The 16,047-nt window shown below is 44.1% G+C and carries 15 protein-coding genes; 13 read left to right on the top strand and 2 right to left on the bottom strand.

Translation table 11 applies throughout. The features are described from left to right. Positions 1-13: 13 nt before the first annotated feature. The 13 genes from gloA (at position 14) to ACN0VI_RS06200 (ending at position 14,375) form a co-directional block, all read left to right on the top strand. Positions 14-406 (top strand): lactoylglutathione lyase, encoded by a 393-nt coding sequence (gene gloA / locus ACN0VI_RS06140; protein ID WP_417446135.1) that lies wholly within the window; start codon positions 14-16, stop codon positions 404-406. Between the two features lie 60 nt (positions 407-466). Further along, a complete protein-coding gene (locus ACN0VI_RS06145; protein ID WP_417446136.1) occupies positions 467-775 on the top strand; it encodes a hypothetical protein in 309 nt (102 codons plus the stop codon). 204 nt (positions 776-979) lie between these two features. Next, positions 980-5,572, top strand: coding sequence for a carboxypeptidase regulatory-like domain-containing protein (locus ACN0VI_RS06150; RefSeq protein WP_417446137.1), 4,593 nt, complete (start codon positions 980-982; stop codon positions 5,570-5,572). An 84-nt stretch (positions 5,573-5,656) separates the two neighbouring features. Further along, positions 5,657-7,651, top strand: a complete 1,995-nt coding sequence (locus tag ACN0VI_RS06155) for a TonB-dependent receptor (RefSeq protein WP_417446138.1) — start codon at positions 5,657-5,659, stop codon at positions 7,649-7,651. Positions 7,652-7,678: 27 nt separating this feature from the next. After that, the gene (locus ACN0VI_RS06160; protein ID WP_417446139.1) at positions 7,679-8,080 is read left to right on the top strand and encodes a hypothetical protein; all 402 of its coding nucleotides are present in this window, start codon (positions 7,679-7,681) and stop codon (positions 8,078-8,080) included. A gap of 201 nt (positions 8,081-8,281) precedes the next feature. Then, on the top strand, positions 8,282-9,700 hold the full coding sequence (locus ACN0VI_RS06165; RefSeq protein ID WP_417446140.1) for a cytochrome ubiquinol oxidase subunit I: 1,419 nt from the start codon (positions 8,282-8,284) through the stop codon (positions 9,698-9,700). Next, the gene (gene cydB / locus ACN0VI_RS06170) at positions 9,700-10,731 is read left to right on the top strand and encodes a cytochrome d ubiquinol oxidase subunit II (protein ID WP_417446141.1); all 1,032 of its coding nucleotides are present in this window, start codon (positions 9,700-9,702) and stop codon (positions 10,729-10,731) included. Before ACN0VI_RS06165 ends, cydB begins: the two co-directional genes overlap by 1 nt. Beyond that, positions 10,731-10,871: a DUF2474 family protein gene (locus tag ACN0VI_RS06175; RefSeq protein ID WP_417446142.1), complete on the top strand. Its 141-nt coding sequence runs from the start codon at positions 10,731-10,733 to the stop codon at positions 10,869-10,871. Before cydB ends, ACN0VI_RS06175 begins: the two co-directional genes overlap by 1 nt. Before the next feature lie 18 nt (positions 10,872-10,889). Further along, complete coding sequence (locus ACN0VI_RS06180; protein WP_417446143.1) at positions 10,890-11,282, top strand: VOC family protein; 393 nt, start codon at positions 10,890-10,892, stop codon at positions 11,280-11,282. A gap of 274 nt (positions 11,283-11,556) precedes the next feature. Then, positions 11,557-12,558 (top strand): diguanylate cyclase, encoded by a 1,002-nt coding sequence (locus ACN0VI_RS06185; RefSeq protein ID WP_417446144.1) that lies wholly within the window; start codon positions 11,557-11,559, stop codon positions 12,556-12,558. Between the two features lie 36 nt (positions 12,559-12,594). Continuing rightward, positions 12,595-12,789, top strand: a complete 195-nt coding sequence (locus ACN0VI_RS06190) for a CPXCG motif-containing cysteine-rich protein (RefSeq protein ID WP_331889764.1) — start codon at positions 12,595-12,597, stop codon at positions 12,787-12,789. A 100-nt stretch (positions 12,790-12,889) separates the two neighbouring features. Beyond that, positions 12,890-13,594, top strand: a complete 705-nt coding sequence (locus ACN0VI_RS06195) for a pirin family protein (protein ID WP_417446145.1) — start codon at positions 12,890-12,892, stop codon at positions 13,592-13,594. Between the two features lie 25 nt (positions 13,595-13,619). Continuing rightward, positions 13,620-14,375, top strand: a complete 756-nt coding sequence (locus ACN0VI_RS06200) for a sulfite exporter TauE/SafE family protein (protein WP_417446146.1) — start codon at positions 13,620-13,622, stop codon at positions 14,373-14,375. 304 nt (positions 14,376-14,679) lie between these two features. On the opposite strand, the gene ACN0VI_RS06205 is transcribed toward ACN0VI_RS06200, so the two are convergent. Both ACN0VI_RS06205 and ACN0VI_RS06210 read right to left on the bottom strand, forming a co-directional pair. After that, positions 14,680-14,970, bottom strand: a complete 291-nt coding sequence (locus tag ACN0VI_RS06205; RefSeq protein ID WP_417446147.1) for a GIY-YIG nuclease family protein — start codon at positions 14,968-14,970, stop codon at positions 14,680-14,682. 446 nt (positions 14,971-15,416) lie between these two features. Further along, entirely contained in the window at positions 15,417-15,869 is a 453-nt protein-coding gene (locus ACN0VI_RS06210) for a GFA family protein (RefSeq protein WP_417446148.1), read from the bottom strand. Positions 15,870-16,047: the final 178 nt, after the last annotated feature.

Consider the following 16,047-nt stretch of genomic DNA (forward strand, 5'->3'; position numbering starts at 1 on the left):
CTTAGGAGGAATTATGAGAATCTTACATACGATGCTTCGGGTTCGAGATCTGGATAAAGCATTAGACTTTTACACCACCGTCTTAGGCATGAAGCTGATTCGCAAGCACGATTATGAATCTGGCCGCTTTACATTGGCTTTTGTGGGTTATGGCGAGGAAAAAGACAATACCGTGCTGGAACTTACCCACAACTGGGATACCGACGATTACGAGATGGGCAATGCTTTCGGTCATATCGCCATCGCGGTAGATGATGTGTATGAGGCTTGTGAAAAAATACGTCAGGCTGGAGGTAATATTACGCGCGAACCAGGGCCCATGAAACACGGAACCACAGTATTGGCTTTCGCCGAAGATCCGGACGGATACAAAATAGAACTATTAGAAGACAGACATAATCAGTAAGCTCTAAAACCGAATGATTCAATGGTATTTACAATCTGTAATTAATAAAAAGGGGATAACATGAAATTGGCTTCTAGCGTGATGGTTTTAGGGGGAGTTTTTGCGGTAACTTTGTTGTTCGGTTGTGCGAATGACTCAGGCAGGGAAGATAGTTTGAATGATAACGATACTGCAGAAACTAAAGATACAGTCTCGCCAAAAGAAAGCAGACCGATAAGTGAAATTTCTGCAGAGACCGAATTAAAAGAGCAGGATTGCGAAGACCAATTCAAAAATGAACACGGCGTATGCGAAGTGCCTAATCCTGAACACCCCAAAGAGTTAATCGATAAAAAATACAAGGAAGAAGATACAGAATCTGACCAATAGATTGAATTTAGCCCACCTTGAGTCATTAAAAAAATATATAAAAACTTAGCATCATGATAGCTACAAATAACTACAACTCTCTACAGTATGTCTGTGAGAGTTGTGCTATAAAATTGTGGCTCAGGAAAATCACCTAGCCAAAAGTAAGGTGATGGGGGGGAGCTGAATACTCATCAAATAATCAAATCTATTCAAGGAGTTATTGTGTCAAATACCAATAAAACTTTGGTCAGGTTATGCATAGCAGGTTTGTTAGGAACCACTGCTATCTTTGGGGGAGTTAATGTTGCCGAGGCAGGAGATCGTGATTCTGTTAAGGTCGTATTGTCAAAACCAAAACTCAGTAAGCCTTTGCTTACTGTGGCGAAACCGTTACCAGAAATTACCAACGCACGTAAGTATAAGTTAAGTCAATCAGGTGAAAGAATACCTGGCGTTGATTTGATTAGAGAAGTTCCCAATCAAAACCATCCTTTTGCAAAAGAAATACTACAAAAAAATGTAGACTTTGCAGGTGATCCAGTTCTTCAGACACAACAAAAGCGTGATGCTTTTTCTCCTTTAATTCCTTCAGTCGAAACGGGTTTCGATGGCATGGGCAACGTTACTGGTGCTGTTCCGCCAGATACGGTTGCTGATGTTGGTCCTAACCATGTTGTGCAAATGGTTAACACCGCTTTAGCGATTTGGGACAAAGAAGGCAATCAATTAGCAGGCCCAATTGCAATTAACCAGTTGTGGTCAGGTTTTGGTGGTTTGTGTGAATCAACCAATCGCGGTGACCCGATTGTTTTATACGATAGTGCAGCCGATCGCTGGATGCTGAGCCAATTTGCATTCACTGATGGATTTACTGATAACAGAGAATGTATTGCAGTTTCTCAAACTAATGATCCTACGGGTTCTTATTATCTGTATGACTTCGCATACAGTACTACCAAGTTTAATGACTATCCTCACCTTGGTGTATGGACAGATGCCTATTATATGGGCGTTAACCAGTTCTCAGGTAGTCCATTATCTTTCGCAGGCTCAGGGGTAGTTGCTTATGAGCGTGACAAGATGCTTGCTGGTCAACCTGCACAACAGGTGATCATTGATCTTGAAACGTCTCATCCCAATACCTTCACGCCAATGCCGGCCGATATTGATGGTAGCTTTTTGCCGCCAGAAGGCATGCCGGGTTACTTTGTCACATCAGGTGCGGCTCTAAATACCATGGATGTATGGACCTTTGACGTAGACTGGGATAACCCAGCCAATTCAAGTTTCAACCTGAAAAACACGTTGGCAGTTGCAGAATACAATGGCGGTGTTTGTGGGTTTGGACGTGACTGTATTGTCCAGCCTAACGCTCAAAGACTGGATGCTATTGGCGAACGTATGATGTTCCGCTTGGCCTATCGATATTTGAATGGCACTGATCATAAGTTAGTGGCTAACCATACTGTAGTCGGCTCAGCCACTGATTCGAACATTGCCGGTGTACGTTGGTATGAGTTTGATATCGATGGCACTACTGGTGATGCTTCTGTTGCTAACCAGGGTACTTTCAACTTAAACGACGGTAATTCACGTTGGATGGGCAGTGCTGCAATGGATGCAGTAGGTAATATTGGTGTTGCTTATAGTGTATCCGGTCCAGCAACATTCCCTTCAATCCGATTTACTGGTCGTTATCAAGATGACCCAGCTGATACTTTGACCGTCGCTGAGCAAGAGCTCAAAGCCGGTGAGGGTTCTCAATCAGGAGCTAATCGTTGGGGTGATTACAGTAGCTTAAGTGTTGACCCAGTTGATGATTGTACTTTCTGGTATACCACTGAGTATTACAAAGCAGCCAATGATAACTCTTCCGGTTGGTCAACCTATATTGGTAGCTTCAAGTTTGATAACTGTGTAGCTGGTCCAAAAGGTTATATCGAAGGTACGGTAACCGATAGTGCTGGTGACCCGATTGAGGGTGCTAGAGTTGCTACCGGTGGTGTAACTGCTACCACTGATGCTGGTGGTAATTATTCATTAACATTGCCTGCTGATAGTTTTTATGATCTTGAGATTACTAAGTACGGCTATCTTGCAGAAAGTGTCACCGATATTGACCTTGCAGAAGATGAAGTTGAAGACGTTGATGTGACTCTTGATGATGCTGACGAGGTTGTGGTTAGTGGTGTTGTAACCGATGGTTCGGGTCTTGGAACTCCGCTTTATGCCGAAGTGACTATTACTGCACCAGGAGCAACAATTTCTACCTTTACCGATCCTGCAACTGGTCAATATTCTTTAGAAGCCTATGAAGGTACCTTAGTGAAAATTGAGGCTACTGCGATTGACCCAGGCTATCTAAAAGAAAGCTATGACATCCTTCCAGAAAACACTCCTGTTCGCGACTTTGCATTAGCAATTGATACTAACTGTACTGCGAAAGGTTATGTCTGGAATACTTTCTTCGAAGGTTTTGACGGAGGAGTGCCACCAACAGGCTGGACCGTTCAAGATATTACTGGTTCAGGTATGGAGTGGCAGGCAGCCTCTACAGCACCAAAAGGTAACCTGTTGAATGTCAGCGGCGAAGCGGCAGCGATTGATAGTGATGCAGCAGGCGCTGGTAATTTGGTCAGTTCAGTGCTGGTTTCTCCCGTTATCGATGTAGCTGATATTGAATCTACAACACTTTCTTTCAGCAGTTTATTTAGAACTTTTGCTGGTAGTGACGTGTATACAGTGGACGTCAATGTTGACGATGCTGGCTGGGTATCAGTTTATGATTTTGTACCAACTGGCACTGTAGATAGTATTTCTATTGATTTGTCTGCAGAACTGTCTGGCGCAACCAGTTTCCAGATTCGATTTGCCTATGAAGCTGACTACGAGTGGTACGCTTACATTGATAATGTAGCTTTTGGAACACCAAGCTGTGTAGCTGATGGTGGCTTCTATGCCAGTGGCTATGTTGTTGATAATAACACTCAGCTGGCTCTTAATGGAGCAAGTGTTAGTGGTTCTTCATATTCAACCAGTTCTGTAGCAACTCCTGATGATGAGAGCTTGGTAGACGGTTTCTTCAGACTGTTCATTGGTTCTGATGGAATTACTGAAGTAGAAGTTTCTGCTAGTAATTACCAGAGTCAAACAGTTGATCTTTCTCAGTTTGATTTAGGACAGCCAGTGATGCTTGATGCGGGCTTGTTAGAAGTTGGGGAGATCGTGTTAGAGGTTGCTGCTGAAGTCGAGGAAACGGCAAATGTTTCTCTTGAAAATATTGGTAACGCAGACGCCAATTACGAGATTTCATTGTACCTCACTCGTGACGTTGACCAGGTGAGCAAGCCATATGGTATTTATGACCAGGCGACTCGTCGTTTTGGTCCTAAAGCGTTACAAGAGTTCGATACCAGGAAAATTCGTTATCGTTCTTACGCAGCAAGTGCTCCAGAAGTTGCGGTCGATTTTGTTGAGCAATTCCCCACAGACCTGACTTTGGGCTGGGGTATTGGGTTCGATAAGTCAGCTTCAGATATCTGGGTCGGTGATGTTACCGCAGGTGGTGCAACACTTGATGCATTGCATCAATTCGCAACTGACGGTACTAAGACTGGTGAGTTTATTGATACCAGCGCGGTCACCGTAGGCTATGCAGCGGATCTTGCATACAACGCACGTACTCAGACCTTATGGCAGGTTGCTGTAACAGGTGATACCTGTATTCACGAAATTGATCCGGTTGCTCAAACGGTAACAGGCAATAAAATCTGTCCAGAGTTTGGCACATCGCAGCGTGGCTTAGCTTATGACCCTATTTCAGGAACTTTTTATGCCGGTTCCTGGAACGACAGTGTGGTTCATCAGTTTGATGCGGAAGGTAATATTCTTCGCTCTATCAATGTTGATTTAGCTGTTTCAGGTCTTGCATTAAACCCATCTACAAATCATTTATTTGTGATGTCTAACGATGCTGCTGGAAGTATTGAGCCAGATATTATGGTTTTAGATGCTTCGACACCAGAGTTAGATCCAATTGGTCAAATAGTTTTCCCCTCAGTTGATACTGATGGTGATGAAGTTCTTGAAGACTTAATGGATGGTGGACAAGCAGGCCTTGCCATAGATTGTGATGGCAACTTATGGGGCGTTAACCAAACCAGACAAACTGTGGTGGGTATTACTTCGGGTGAAACTGGTGTGTGTGACATTACGCCAACTTGGGTAACTCTATCCGCTGCAACCGGTACAGTTGGTGCTAATAGTGCTGCTGATCTAGAGTTTAATATTTCAACTCTAGACTTACCTCTTGGTACTTATGAAGCTCAAGCAATTTTCAGTAATGATACTCCATATGGAACCATTACTAAGAATATTAGCTTGACCGTAAGAGAGCCTGTATTTGGTGAGCTAGGTATCAGTGGTGACAGTGGTGCTGTGAGAAATGGTAGTTCAATTCAGGTTACCGTATCTCGTGTTGATGGTTCTGATCATCAGGTGACTGTTGATTATACAACGGTCGATGGCACTGCTACGGCAGGAACTCACTTTACTGAAGCATCAGGTACCTTAACCTGGGCCCATGGTGAGACGGCAGACAAAGTTGTCACTATCGAAACGATTGATACCGATCAGGAATCAGACTTGAACTTTGAGTTTGAATTATCAAATACTGGTAAAGCCGACTTGGGGGCAAGTCAAGCAAGCTTGACTATCAATAAAGACCCTTCTCGAGGTGGTGGTAGCACTGGGTTTGTTATCCTGGCGCTATTAGCAATTGCTGGTCTAGCACGACGCAGAAAATACCTTTCTTAATAGTATTTTCTAAAACAAAAAAGCACTGATGGTTTCCATCGGTGCTTTTTTCATGGTGATTTATTTTTTCAATACGTGATAGAAATGAACAAACAGTTAATATTCAATTTACTTTTAGCAGCTTCATATAGTGGCACTGCAAGCGCAGGCGAATTTTATGAAAAAGTTTCAGAAAAAAAATCGCAGCAACATGTAGTTGCTGAAAAAATAACATCCTTATGTAAGAAAAACGCTGATGAGATTTGTGGAAAAGAAGATGTTCATAGTTCTGGTGGTACCGAGAAAATAACCATCCTTGCAACATCTGCACCTCAGCATTTCACTGATTTGAACACAGCTTCAAGTTTGATATCTCCAACACAATTAACGATTGATCCATCCACTATTTTAGATATGCTGGTAGAAGTTCCAGGTGTGGCAGAAAACGGCCAGGCCGGGTTATTTCAAGTCTATTCTATTCGCGGTCTTTCCAGACACAGAGTATTAACTTATGTATCGGACATTCCACTTAAAGCAGAACGACGCGCGGGAGTATCGAGTTCATTTTTACATCCATTGCTATTAGAGTACGCCCAGGTATCTCGAGGCCCGGCTTCGACCTTGTATCAGTCAGGCAGTTTAGGCGGTGTGGTAAAACTTTCTCCGGGCTTTTTTAATAGCTCATTTTTTTCGGCAGATTATCAAACTCAAGGTAACCGCAATAGCCAAATTTATGGCACTGGCGATACGGACTGGTCCGCGGCAATTGCCAGACAATACTCAAGCAACGGCGATGATGTTTATGGTAATGAACTAAACAATGGATACCAGCAACTTTCTGCAAGCTTTATTAAGCATTGGACTTTAGACGGAATTGATTATGAATGGATGCTTTTATTAAGCGACGGCGACGATATTGGTCGATCAAGCACACAATATCCTGAACGATTAGTCACAGTGCCTTCTGAACAACATTTGCTGAGCCAATTTAGTGCCCAGGGTTTGGACTGGAGAGCCAGTATTTATTTTCATCCCAACGAGGTTGAAACCCTAACTATAAGACCTGACCAAAGAGAAAATCATGTGATTAATGAGTCTCAGGATTACGGTTTCCATTTTGAGAACAGCTGGGAAGCGCCAAGCCTTTCGATTGAAGGTCTATGGGGAGTCGACGGTTTTCAAAGAGCAAATATTGATGCTAAAGAACAGGAGTTATCTTATTTAGATAACAGTGTTATACAAAGCCAAACCCTTAATGGCGCTTCAGAAAGAGAAATCGCTACTTTTGCAACGGTAAATAAATTCTGGGGTGATACCAAATGGCAAGTAGGTACTCGCTTAATTAATAATCGCCAATCGAACCAAGGAAGCGCATCCACTATCGACCATGCAGTCACAGGGTTTGTCGGATTATCCCAACCTCTGAATGACAAAGTGCTGCTGACAGCTAATGTTGGTACTGGAGTTCGTTTTGCTACAGTAAGCGAGCGTTTTTACAGCGGCACAACAGGGCGCGGCGAAGTTATTGGCAACCCTGAGCTGAATAAAGAGCGAGCCTTGAGTTTTGATCTGGGACTACGCTACGGCGCTCAAGATAAGCAGTTTAGCCTGAACATTTATCAGCAAAAAGTCAGTAACTATATTGAACGAATTGAAGTTGCGCCCGGCTTACTCACTTATCGTAACCTCAATAGTGGTGTGATTTACGGAGCTGAGTTTGATTCTAATTTTGTCATTAATGAACAATGGCAGTTGGGTATGGGCGCTATGTTGGTTAAAGGCAATGATGAGGACAACAATACACTGTCTGATATTCCGGCAAACCGTTTGCAAGGTCGAGCCCAGTATTTTGCTAATGGCTGGTCGCTCGACTTTTCGTTACAATACCGCCTTTCTAAAGATGAATTCGGTTCCGGTGAAAAAGCGACGCCAGCAGCCTGGGTCGGTAAACTAGGCTTTAAACAAGCGTTAAGTGATAACTTTGATTTATCAATCTTCGTTGATAATGCTTTTGATGAAGAATACTTTTCATCTTCCGATGATGTTGCACCTTATGTCGAAGGTCGAAGTTTTGGCGTCCGACTTACAAAAAGGTGGTAGCCAATATTGACGAGAATACCTACACAAATGCCAAAAAGTACAAAAATAGTTTTATTAATTAATGCCATGATCATGCTGGTAGCTTTAGCGTCGTTGTACCGTCTCTACGTTCAATCCAGTAGTGAAATGCTGACCGCCTTAGCCCATTGGACTTTGCTCGGCGGCATGCTGATAAGTAATCTGATTATTGTGTTTAAGGCACGTCCTCTGTGGAAGTTTATGCGTGCCATGTTGTATGTGGTAGTACTCCTACAAGCGCTTAATTTAATGATCATAGCCAAAGACTTTTTAACACTAACTGGCTTCTTAGCCATGATTTACAGCCTGCTGGTGATTATCTATTTAATTGGCTTCCGCGGCTACTTGAATAGCCATGTGTTCTTTGAATGGTTTATGGGCAAGTATATTAAGGAAACCAGGGAAGAGTAATAGAAGAACTTGTTGTTTGCTGAGTTGAACAATCAACTCACTACCTATCTAAGCCATACAACAACTAATCCAAATTAACTTTGTCCATACAAAATATCCTGCAAAGGCGATGCAAAGTGCCTTGTTTCCAACGGCCTGCACGGTATGATGGTTTTAGCCTTGACCTGGGTCAATTCTCTCTTTAAATAAAGGAGGTTATGGATGGAGCTGCTCGATGCTGTGCTGCTGGCGAGAATTCAATTCGCTTTTACCATCGCGTTTCATATTATCTTTCCTGGCTTATCCATCGGGTTAGCCGCTTATCTTGCTGTTCTTGAAGGCCTCTGGCTAAAAACCGGCAAACCGGTTTACCTCGCTGCGTTTAAATATTGGCTCAAAATCTTTTCCATCATTTTTGGTATGGGCGTGGTGTCCGGCGTGGTGATGAGCTATCAGATTGGCACTAACTGGAGCGTCTTTTCCGATAAAACGGGTCCTGTCCTCGGTCCCCTTATGGGTTATGAAGTTCTGTCAGCCTTTTTCCTTGAAGCGGGCTTTTTAGGCGTCATGCTGTTTGGCATGAATAAGGTGGGCAAGGGCTTACATTTCTTCGCTACGCTAATGGTTTCAATCGGTACCTTGATGTCGGCCTTCTGGATCTTGAGTGTGAACAGCTGGATGCAAACGCCCACTGGCTATGCCATTAATGAGGTTGGACAGTTTGTTGTCGCAGATTGGTTCGAGGTGATCTTCAATCCTTCGTTTCCTTACCGCTTAGCGCACATGACAACGGCCGCTTTCTTGTGTACTGCATTCTTAGTCGGCGGTGTTGGCGCCTGGCATTTGTTCAAGGCGCGCAAAAAGGGTGAGCGCAATGAAGTGGCACGCTTGATGTTCTCCATGGCGATGTGGATGGCAGCTTTGGTTGCACCTTTGCAGTTGCTGATTGGTGATCTGCATGGCCTTAATACGCTGGAGCATCAACCCGCTAAAGTCGCGGCTATGGAAGGCAACTACCAAACCCAAAAGGGCGCGCCATTGTATTTGTTTGGTATGCCTAACAGTGAAACAGAAACGGTTGACTACGCTATCAAAATCCCTAAAGCAGCCAGTTATATTTTAACGCACGACCCTGACGGTGAGTTAATTGGCCTTGATCAATTTCCTCGGGATGAATGGCCGAATGTGCCGATTGTATTCTGGAGTTTCCGCATCATGTTGGCGATAGGCATGAGTATGATTGCGATAGGTTTATGGAGTCTGTATTTGCGCGCGCGCAAGAAACTTTATGATTCCCCGATGCTGTTGCGAGTAGCCATTGTATTCGCACCATCAGGGATTATAGCAACGCTGGCTGGCTGGTTTGTCACCGAAGTAGGGCGGCAACCTTATACGGTTTACGGTTTGTTAAAAACGGTGGACTCTGCTTCGCCGCTGGATGCACCTGCTGTAGCGGTTTCATTGGCCTCTTTCATGATCGTTTACTTTATCGTGTTTGGCGCTGGCGTCTGGTACACCATGCGCTTGATGACTAAAAGACCATCGCAAGTTATTGAAGTCGATGACGATTCGCAAACCACCGTATTTCTATCCAATCGGGTGGCCAGCAAGTCGGATGGCTCTACAAAGGAGGCTGAGTAATGATTGATTCAGTGACGATTGCTTCTTCTGGCATAGATTACCCTATGATCTGGGCTGGATTGATTGCTTTTGCAGTCATGGCTTACATTATCCTCGATGGCTTCGATCTGGGTATTGGCATTCTGTTTCCCTTTATCAAAAGCAAAACCGATCAGGAAACGGCCATGAACTCAGTAGCACCCATCTGGGATGGTAATGAAACCTGGCTGGTGCTCGGTGGCGGTGGACTCTTTGCTGTATTTCCACTAGCGTATGCAGTGATTATGCCAGCCCTATACATGCCGATTATTTTAATGCTACTGGGTTTGATCTTTCGTGGCGTGGCTTTTGAGTTTCACTGGCGCACCAAAAACTCACAGGATTGGTGGGATCGTGGTTTCTTCCTTGGTTCCTTGATCGCCGCTTTATGTCAGGGCATTGCGCTCGGTGCATTAGTGCAGGGCATTACCATTGCTGATCGCGCCTACGCTGGCGGCTGGTGGGATTGGCTAACGCCTTTCAGTATCACAACCGGTATAGCTTTGGCTGTAGGCTACGTACTTTTAGGTGCAACCTGGCTCAATATGAAAACCACAGGCGAATTACAAAAACAGTCCATTCAATTCGCTAAAATAGCAGCCTGGTTGACCTTGCTCTTTATCGGTATCATCAGTCTGTGGATGGTGTTTATCGAACAGCAATACCTGCATCGCTGGTTTGATGCACCGAATCTTTATTATTTGATGATTGTGCCATTAGCGGTGCTGTTCTGCGGTTTCCAGCTACTCAATGGCTTACGCAAAGGTCGCGACAATAGCCCGTTTTTTTATGCCATTGGTCTATTTGTGCTGAGTTACATCGGTATCCTAATCAGCTTCTATCCAAACCTGGTGCCACCTTCGATCACCATCTGGCAAGCAGCCGCTCCGGACAATAGTTTGAAATTCTTGTTAGTGGGTGCTGCGGCATTAATCCCTATTATTATTGCCTACACTGCCTATGCCTACTGGGTCTTCCGCGGAAAAGTTAAGGAGAATGAGGCTTATCATTAATGAGTCAGGATAAAACAAATTCGAACGATCCAACTGACAAACCCACTTGGAAAAAGATCCTGTGGTTTGTTGGTTTATGGTTAGCCGGCGTTTTAACGCTGGCAACTATCGGCTACGGCATAAGGCTCTTTCTGGGTTAACCCATTAGGGAAAGTATGATGAATCTTAATCAGGTCACGCTACCGGTAAATAACCTTATTGAAGCCAATGAGTTCTATAGACGATTGGGTTTTGTGCAGATCGTCGATTCACCGCACTACGCTCGATTTGAGTGTCCTGCACGCTCTGATAGCCATGAGCCCTCAACTTTTTCACTGATGCTGGAACCGCAAACTACCGGTTCGGGAGCTACCATTTACTTTGAACATGAGGCTCTGGATGAGTGGGTTGAGGAGCTAATTGCCAAAGGCATAGAGTTTGAGCAACTACCCACCGACATGAGTTATCTATGGCGAGAGGCTATTCTCTATGATCCCAGTGGCAACAAAATCAAGCTGTACTGGGCCGGTGAGAACCGCTTGAACCCTCCCTGGCGTGTCGAAATCACGTAATATCACTCGATATAATGATGATTTGTCATAACAATCAAGTAACTAGCCATTACCTGATATATATCAAAAACGAATAGCATTCTTAATAACCCCACAAAATACCTGTGTTAAAAATGCACAATTTCTGGTATAACCCTAGCGCTTCCAAGGGATCCGGACTGTATGTTTTTTACTCTTAGTTCATGATTTTGGATGACATGCTCTGAGAAGCTGTCAGGCTCGATCCTCCTTTCCTGTTTGAGCCTGCCTTTGACCTTATATTGATATTGCGAATATGACACAGAAGACCGGTTCTATTTCATTAGATCTGCTCGCCGAAGCTTTGAAAGCAACGGTGGATGGCATTGTTATATCTGAAATTACTGGTGATGATTGCCAGATCATTTTTGTTAATCCCGCCTTTGAATCATTAACAGGCTATACAGCAGATGAAGTAATCGGCAATGATTATTGGGCATATATTCAAGGCACTGAAGAGCAACCTGAATTTGAGGTGCTTCGCCAAGCGGTTCTTAATCAAGAGTCATGTCGTGTCATTCTACGCAACCATAAAAAAACGGGCGAGCCATTCTGGAGTGAATTAAGTATTTCTCCGGTGTTCTCAGATAGTGACCAGTTAACGCATTACATCGCAGTGCAAAAGGATGTTACCCAACGCGTTGAGAAAGAGCGGGGCATTCAAGAGCGACATGAGAGCCTGTTGAGTTTAAAAGATGAGCTACAAGAGCTGGCCAGCCGTGACTCATTGACCGGCTTACACAATCGCCGCTACTTTGGTCAGGAACTGGATCGTCTGTGGGCGGTGCATCAGAGACTTGAAGCGACCATGGCGGTGGTCTTTATCGATATTGACAGCTTCAAGTTGTACAACGACCACTACGGTCACCTGGAAGGCGACAAAGCCTTGAAGGCCGTAGCGGATAAAATTTCAGAAAGCTTCTCGCGTAAAGCCGATCTGGTTGCTCGTTTTGGCGGTGAAGAATTTGTGGTGGTGGCAACCTTGGAAAATGGTGTTGACCGTTTCATCGATCATCTTGAGCGACTAAGACAATCTATTATCGAGCTGAAGATTGAAAATCAATATTCAGCGGTTAACCCATTCCTAACCATCAGCACCGGTGTTTGCTATGGAATACCGCCGAAAGACTCCAGCTCTTCCTTGTTCACTCGTGACGCAGACATTGCCATGTATCAAGCAAAGAAAACTGGTCGTAATCGTATCGAAGTGGTCAGTTACGAACCGGATGACGATACAGCCCTAAAACCGGTTTCCTGATTTGCCAATCAGCACCATACTGATCCAGAATGGCTTATGCTTAGACAAATCGAATCCACTATTTACTGCCCCTATTGCGGTGAGCCGCAAACCATTCTGATTGATCCATCTGTTTTGCAACAGTCGTATATTGAAGACTGCCAGATTTGCTGTCGCCCCATAGAGTTTCAAGTTCAGGTATCTGCCGATGGCGAAGATGTCAGTATTAACATAGCAACAGACAATGATTGATCATGCAACGAGAGCATATCTGATATCAGTTTCTATGCGTTGAGGTTATTTCTGGCAAGGCCTAAACTGACTCCTGTAAACCCAATGTAAGGAGTTTGTTATGTTAATTCGTCGAGCTAATGAGCGTGGTAACTTTGACTTCGGTTGGCTGAACACCTCGCACACCTTTTCCTTCGGGCATTATTACGATCCGAAATTTATGGGTTACGAAAGCTTGCGGGTGATTAACGATGATAGAGTTAGAGCCGGTGCCGGTTTTCAAACCCACGGACACCAGAATATGGAAATCGTCTCCTATGTTCTGGAAGGTGCTTTGGCGCACAAAGACAGCATGGGCAATGACGGCGTGATTCGCCCCGGCGAAGTGCAACGCATGTCCGCCGGAACAGGTGTTACCCACAGTGAATTTAATCATGATCAGGAAAACACCACAGGCTTTCTGCAAATCTGGTTTTTACCAGCGGAGCAGGGCACAGAACCCAGTTATGAGCAAAAAGCCTTTAGTGAGGATGAGAAGCGTGGCCAGCTAAAACTAGTCGCCTCGCAGAATGGTCGCGATGGTTCGGTGACCATTGGGCAGGATGTGGATATGTATGCAGGTCTTTTTGATGGTGCAGAATCAGCATCGCATCAGTTGTCAGCACAACGCAAAGCATGGTTACATGTAGCGCGCGGTAGCCTGCAGGTTAATGGCCAGGATCTCAACCAAGGTGATGGTGTTGGTTTTGAAGCTGGCGCAACCATCGAGCTTGCCAATGGCGACAAAGCTGAAGTGTTGATTTTTGATATGGCGCCCCTGGACTAAGCTGTAATCATAAGGACAATCGTTGATGGAGTTAATTCTATTCTGGAGCATTGCGGTAATCGCAGTACTCATCACAGGCATCTCCAAATCCGGATTTGCAGGTGGTGCAGGCGCGGTTGCCGTGCCGCTGTTGTCGTTGGTTATGCCCCCTTTACAAGCCATCGCCCTGATGTTGCCATTGCTGATTATCATGGATGGCTTCAGCGTCAAACTCTGGTGGGGCCAATACAACCGGAAATTATTAATCGCACTGATCCCAGCCTCTCTTATAGGCGTAGCCATTGGTTATGCCACTGCTGATCAGTTATCCGAAGACTGGATACGATTGCTTTTAGGCGTTATAGCTATCGCCTTTGTCGTGATTCAACTATGGCCCAACCAAAATAAAAAAGAACAGCAACATAAACCCAATGCCGTTTTGGGAGCCGTCGCCGGAGCCAGCGCAGGCTTCACCAGCTTCCTCGCCCATGCCGGCGGCCCACCACTTAACATGTTCCTGCTCAAACAAAAACTATCGCGCACAGAATTCCTCGCCACCGCAGTCTACTTCTTCGCCGCCATCAACCTGTTCAAACTCTATCCCTACATCGCCCTAGAGCAATTCAACAAACAAATCCTATGGCAAGGCGCACTCCTGATCCCCGTCGCATTAATCGGCGTGGCGTTAGGAAAATGGCTACAGGGCCATTTACCACAAAAAACCTTCCTTAATATTATTTATGTGCTGCTTTTTGGGCTCGGCTGTAAGTTAATCTACTCAGCCTTGAGTGAGTTGATTTAGTTTTTAGTCATCATTATGAGGAAAGAGCAGATTACCTAAAGGTACTTCCTTTGGTCGCCTGACTGTTGTCAGGATGACATGTCGAAAGGAAGATTGTTATTTGTTAGATGAGTAGTTTGAATTCGTTTCTATTTAGAAAAACATTAAGGTAAATATTGATTTCTTGAATAGATTCTTTCATTAGTACAAGGTATATGAGGCTGAATGAGCTATCAGAGTTAGTACCAAACACACAAACTTGTCATTCTGAATTTAATTCAGAATCTGCTCTTTCCTTCAGGCTTGAACATAACTTCGCTAAAAACTAAGAAGCAATACTGCTCCACAAGTCCTCCCACTGAGGATTTGCTTTCTCAATCAGCTCTTTCTTCCATTGTCGCCTCCAAGCTTTCAATTGCTTTTCACGTTCAATGCAAGACTCTATGTCGGATGAAGTTTCAAAATAAACAAGTCGCTTAGTTTTATATTGTTTACTAAAACCGTCAATAATTCCTTCGCGGTGTTGATAGACACGCTGAACAAGATTCCCAGTTACACCGATATAAATAACACCATCTCTTTTTGATGCCATGATATAGACGTAATATTCTTTCATAGTAAATCCTTTTACTGCCGTATACTTGCGATGATTTTTGAAATTTAAATCAGATTAGCTGAAATAAGTTCGAAGTTAATAGGTTTCAACCCTAAAATATTATTGTGATCAAAAGAAAAGAGCAGATCCTGATTTTCATCAGGATGACATGTCGGAAGGATGATTGTTATCTATTAGATGATTAGTTTCCATTGTAGCTAGTTAGAAAAGATTAAGATAAATATTGATTTCCTGTATTGCTCCTTATCTTTGCACAAGGTACATGAGGCCGAATAAGCTATCAGAATTGCAACTCAACCCCACAAGCATGTCATCCTGATGAAAATCAGGATCTGCTCTTTCTAGAAATATTCACCAAACCATCCGTGGGTAATTCAGGGAACAAAGGAAGTCCCTTTAGGGAATCTGCTCTAAGCTTTTCGACTCTCCGAAGTACCTATCCAACTCTAAGGGTAACTCTTCAAATCATCCGGCGTTTGCTCAGGACTTTGTTCCTCAAACTCTGACACCACTTCATCGCCGGTCATCATTTTGGTCTTGTTGGCGAAATCATAGTAATGCGGCTTTTGCTCAACATAAATCTGTTCATCAAAATGGAACTTGTCGTTGTCGGCAAACAGCCCGACGGGAATGTAATACTTATCGCTATCGACCAGGCGATAAAACAGATGAGTTCCACAGACATTACAAAATCCGCGCTCGGCCCACTCGGAGGAGCTGTAGACACTGATATGTGCTTCGTTCTCGAGAATTAATCCTTCGCCACCATCGACGCCAAGCATAGGGCCACCGGACCAAGTGCGGCACATCACACAATGGCAGGCACCAATACTTTCGCCCAGATTGGGGGCGCTGATTCCTGTTTTTCCACACAGGCATTGAGCGGTTGCATAACTCATAGCGGTAATTTCCTTAAACAGCTTTAAAAATGATAAGAATATCCATAAAACCTGATGTTTTACAGGGCTTTTTGCTATATCCTATTGTATATATTCGTCGGGTTCCCCGATAATTTCACATTAACACCTTAATCAGCCTCATAACCCAGGTTGACGGGTGTTTTTTGCGACTGTGTTT

Source organism: Kangiella sp. (assembly GCF_048265365.1).
Classification (GTDB): Bacteria; Pseudomonadota; Gammaproteobacteria; order Enterobacterales; family Kangiellaceae; genus Kangiella.

Excerpts from the sequence above, each read along its gene's own strand:
- ACN0VI_RS06165 (WP_417446140.1), top strand. The coding sequence starts at position 8,282 with ATGGAGCTGCTCGATGCTGTGCTGCTGGCGAGAATTCAATTCGCTTTT.
- ACN0VI_RS06160 (WP_417446139.1), top strand. The coding sequence starts at position 7,679 with ATGCCAAAAAGTACAAAAATAGTTTTATTAATTAATGCCATGATCATG.
- ACN0VI_RS06200 (WP_417446146.1), top strand. The coding sequence starts at position 13,620 with ATGGAGTTAATTCTATTCTGGAGCATTGCGGTAATCGCAGTACTCATC.
- ACN0VI_RS06190 (WP_331889764.1), top strand. The coding sequence starts at position 12,595 with ATGCTTAGACAAATCGAATCCACTATTTACTGCCCCTATTGCGGTGAG.
- ACN0VI_RS06175 (WP_417446142.1), top strand. The coding sequence starts at position 10,731 with ATGAGTCAGGATAAAACAAATTCGAACGATCCAACTGACAAACCCACT.
- ACN0VI_RS06155 (WP_417446138.1), top strand. The coding sequence starts at position 5,657 with ATGAACAAACAGTTAATATTCAATTTACTTTTAGCAGCTTCATATAGT.
- ACN0VI_RS06145 (WP_417446136.1), top strand. The coding sequence starts at position 467 with ATGAAATTGGCTTCTAGCGTGATGGTTTTAGGGGGAGTTTTTGCGGTA.
- ACN0VI_RS06205 (WP_417446147.1), bottom strand. The coding sequence starts at position 14,970 with ATGAAAGAATATTACGTCTATATCATGGCATCAAAAAGAGATGGTGTT.
- gloA (WP_417446135.1), top strand. The coding sequence starts at position 14 with ATGAGAATCTTACATACGATGCTTCGGGTTCGAGATCTGGATAAAGCA.
- ACN0VI_RS06185 (WP_417446144.1), top strand. The coding sequence starts at position 11,557 with ATGACACAGAAGACCGGTTCTATTTCATTAGATCTGCTCGCCGAAGCT.
- cydB (WP_417446141.1), top strand. The coding sequence starts at position 9,700 with ATGATTGATTCAGTGACGATTGCTTCTTCTGGCATAGATTACCCTATG.
- ACN0VI_RS06195 (WP_417446145.1), top strand. The coding sequence starts at position 12,890 with ATGTTAATTCGTCGAGCTAATGAGCGTGGTAACTTTGACTTCGGTTGG.
- ACN0VI_RS06180 (WP_417446143.1), top strand. The coding sequence starts at position 10,890 with ATGAATCTTAATCAGGTCACGCTACCGGTAAATAACCTTATTGAAGCC.
- ACN0VI_RS06210 (WP_417446148.1), bottom strand. The coding sequence starts at position 15,869 with ATGAGTTATGCAACCGCTCAATGCCTGTGTGGAAAAACAGGAATCAGC.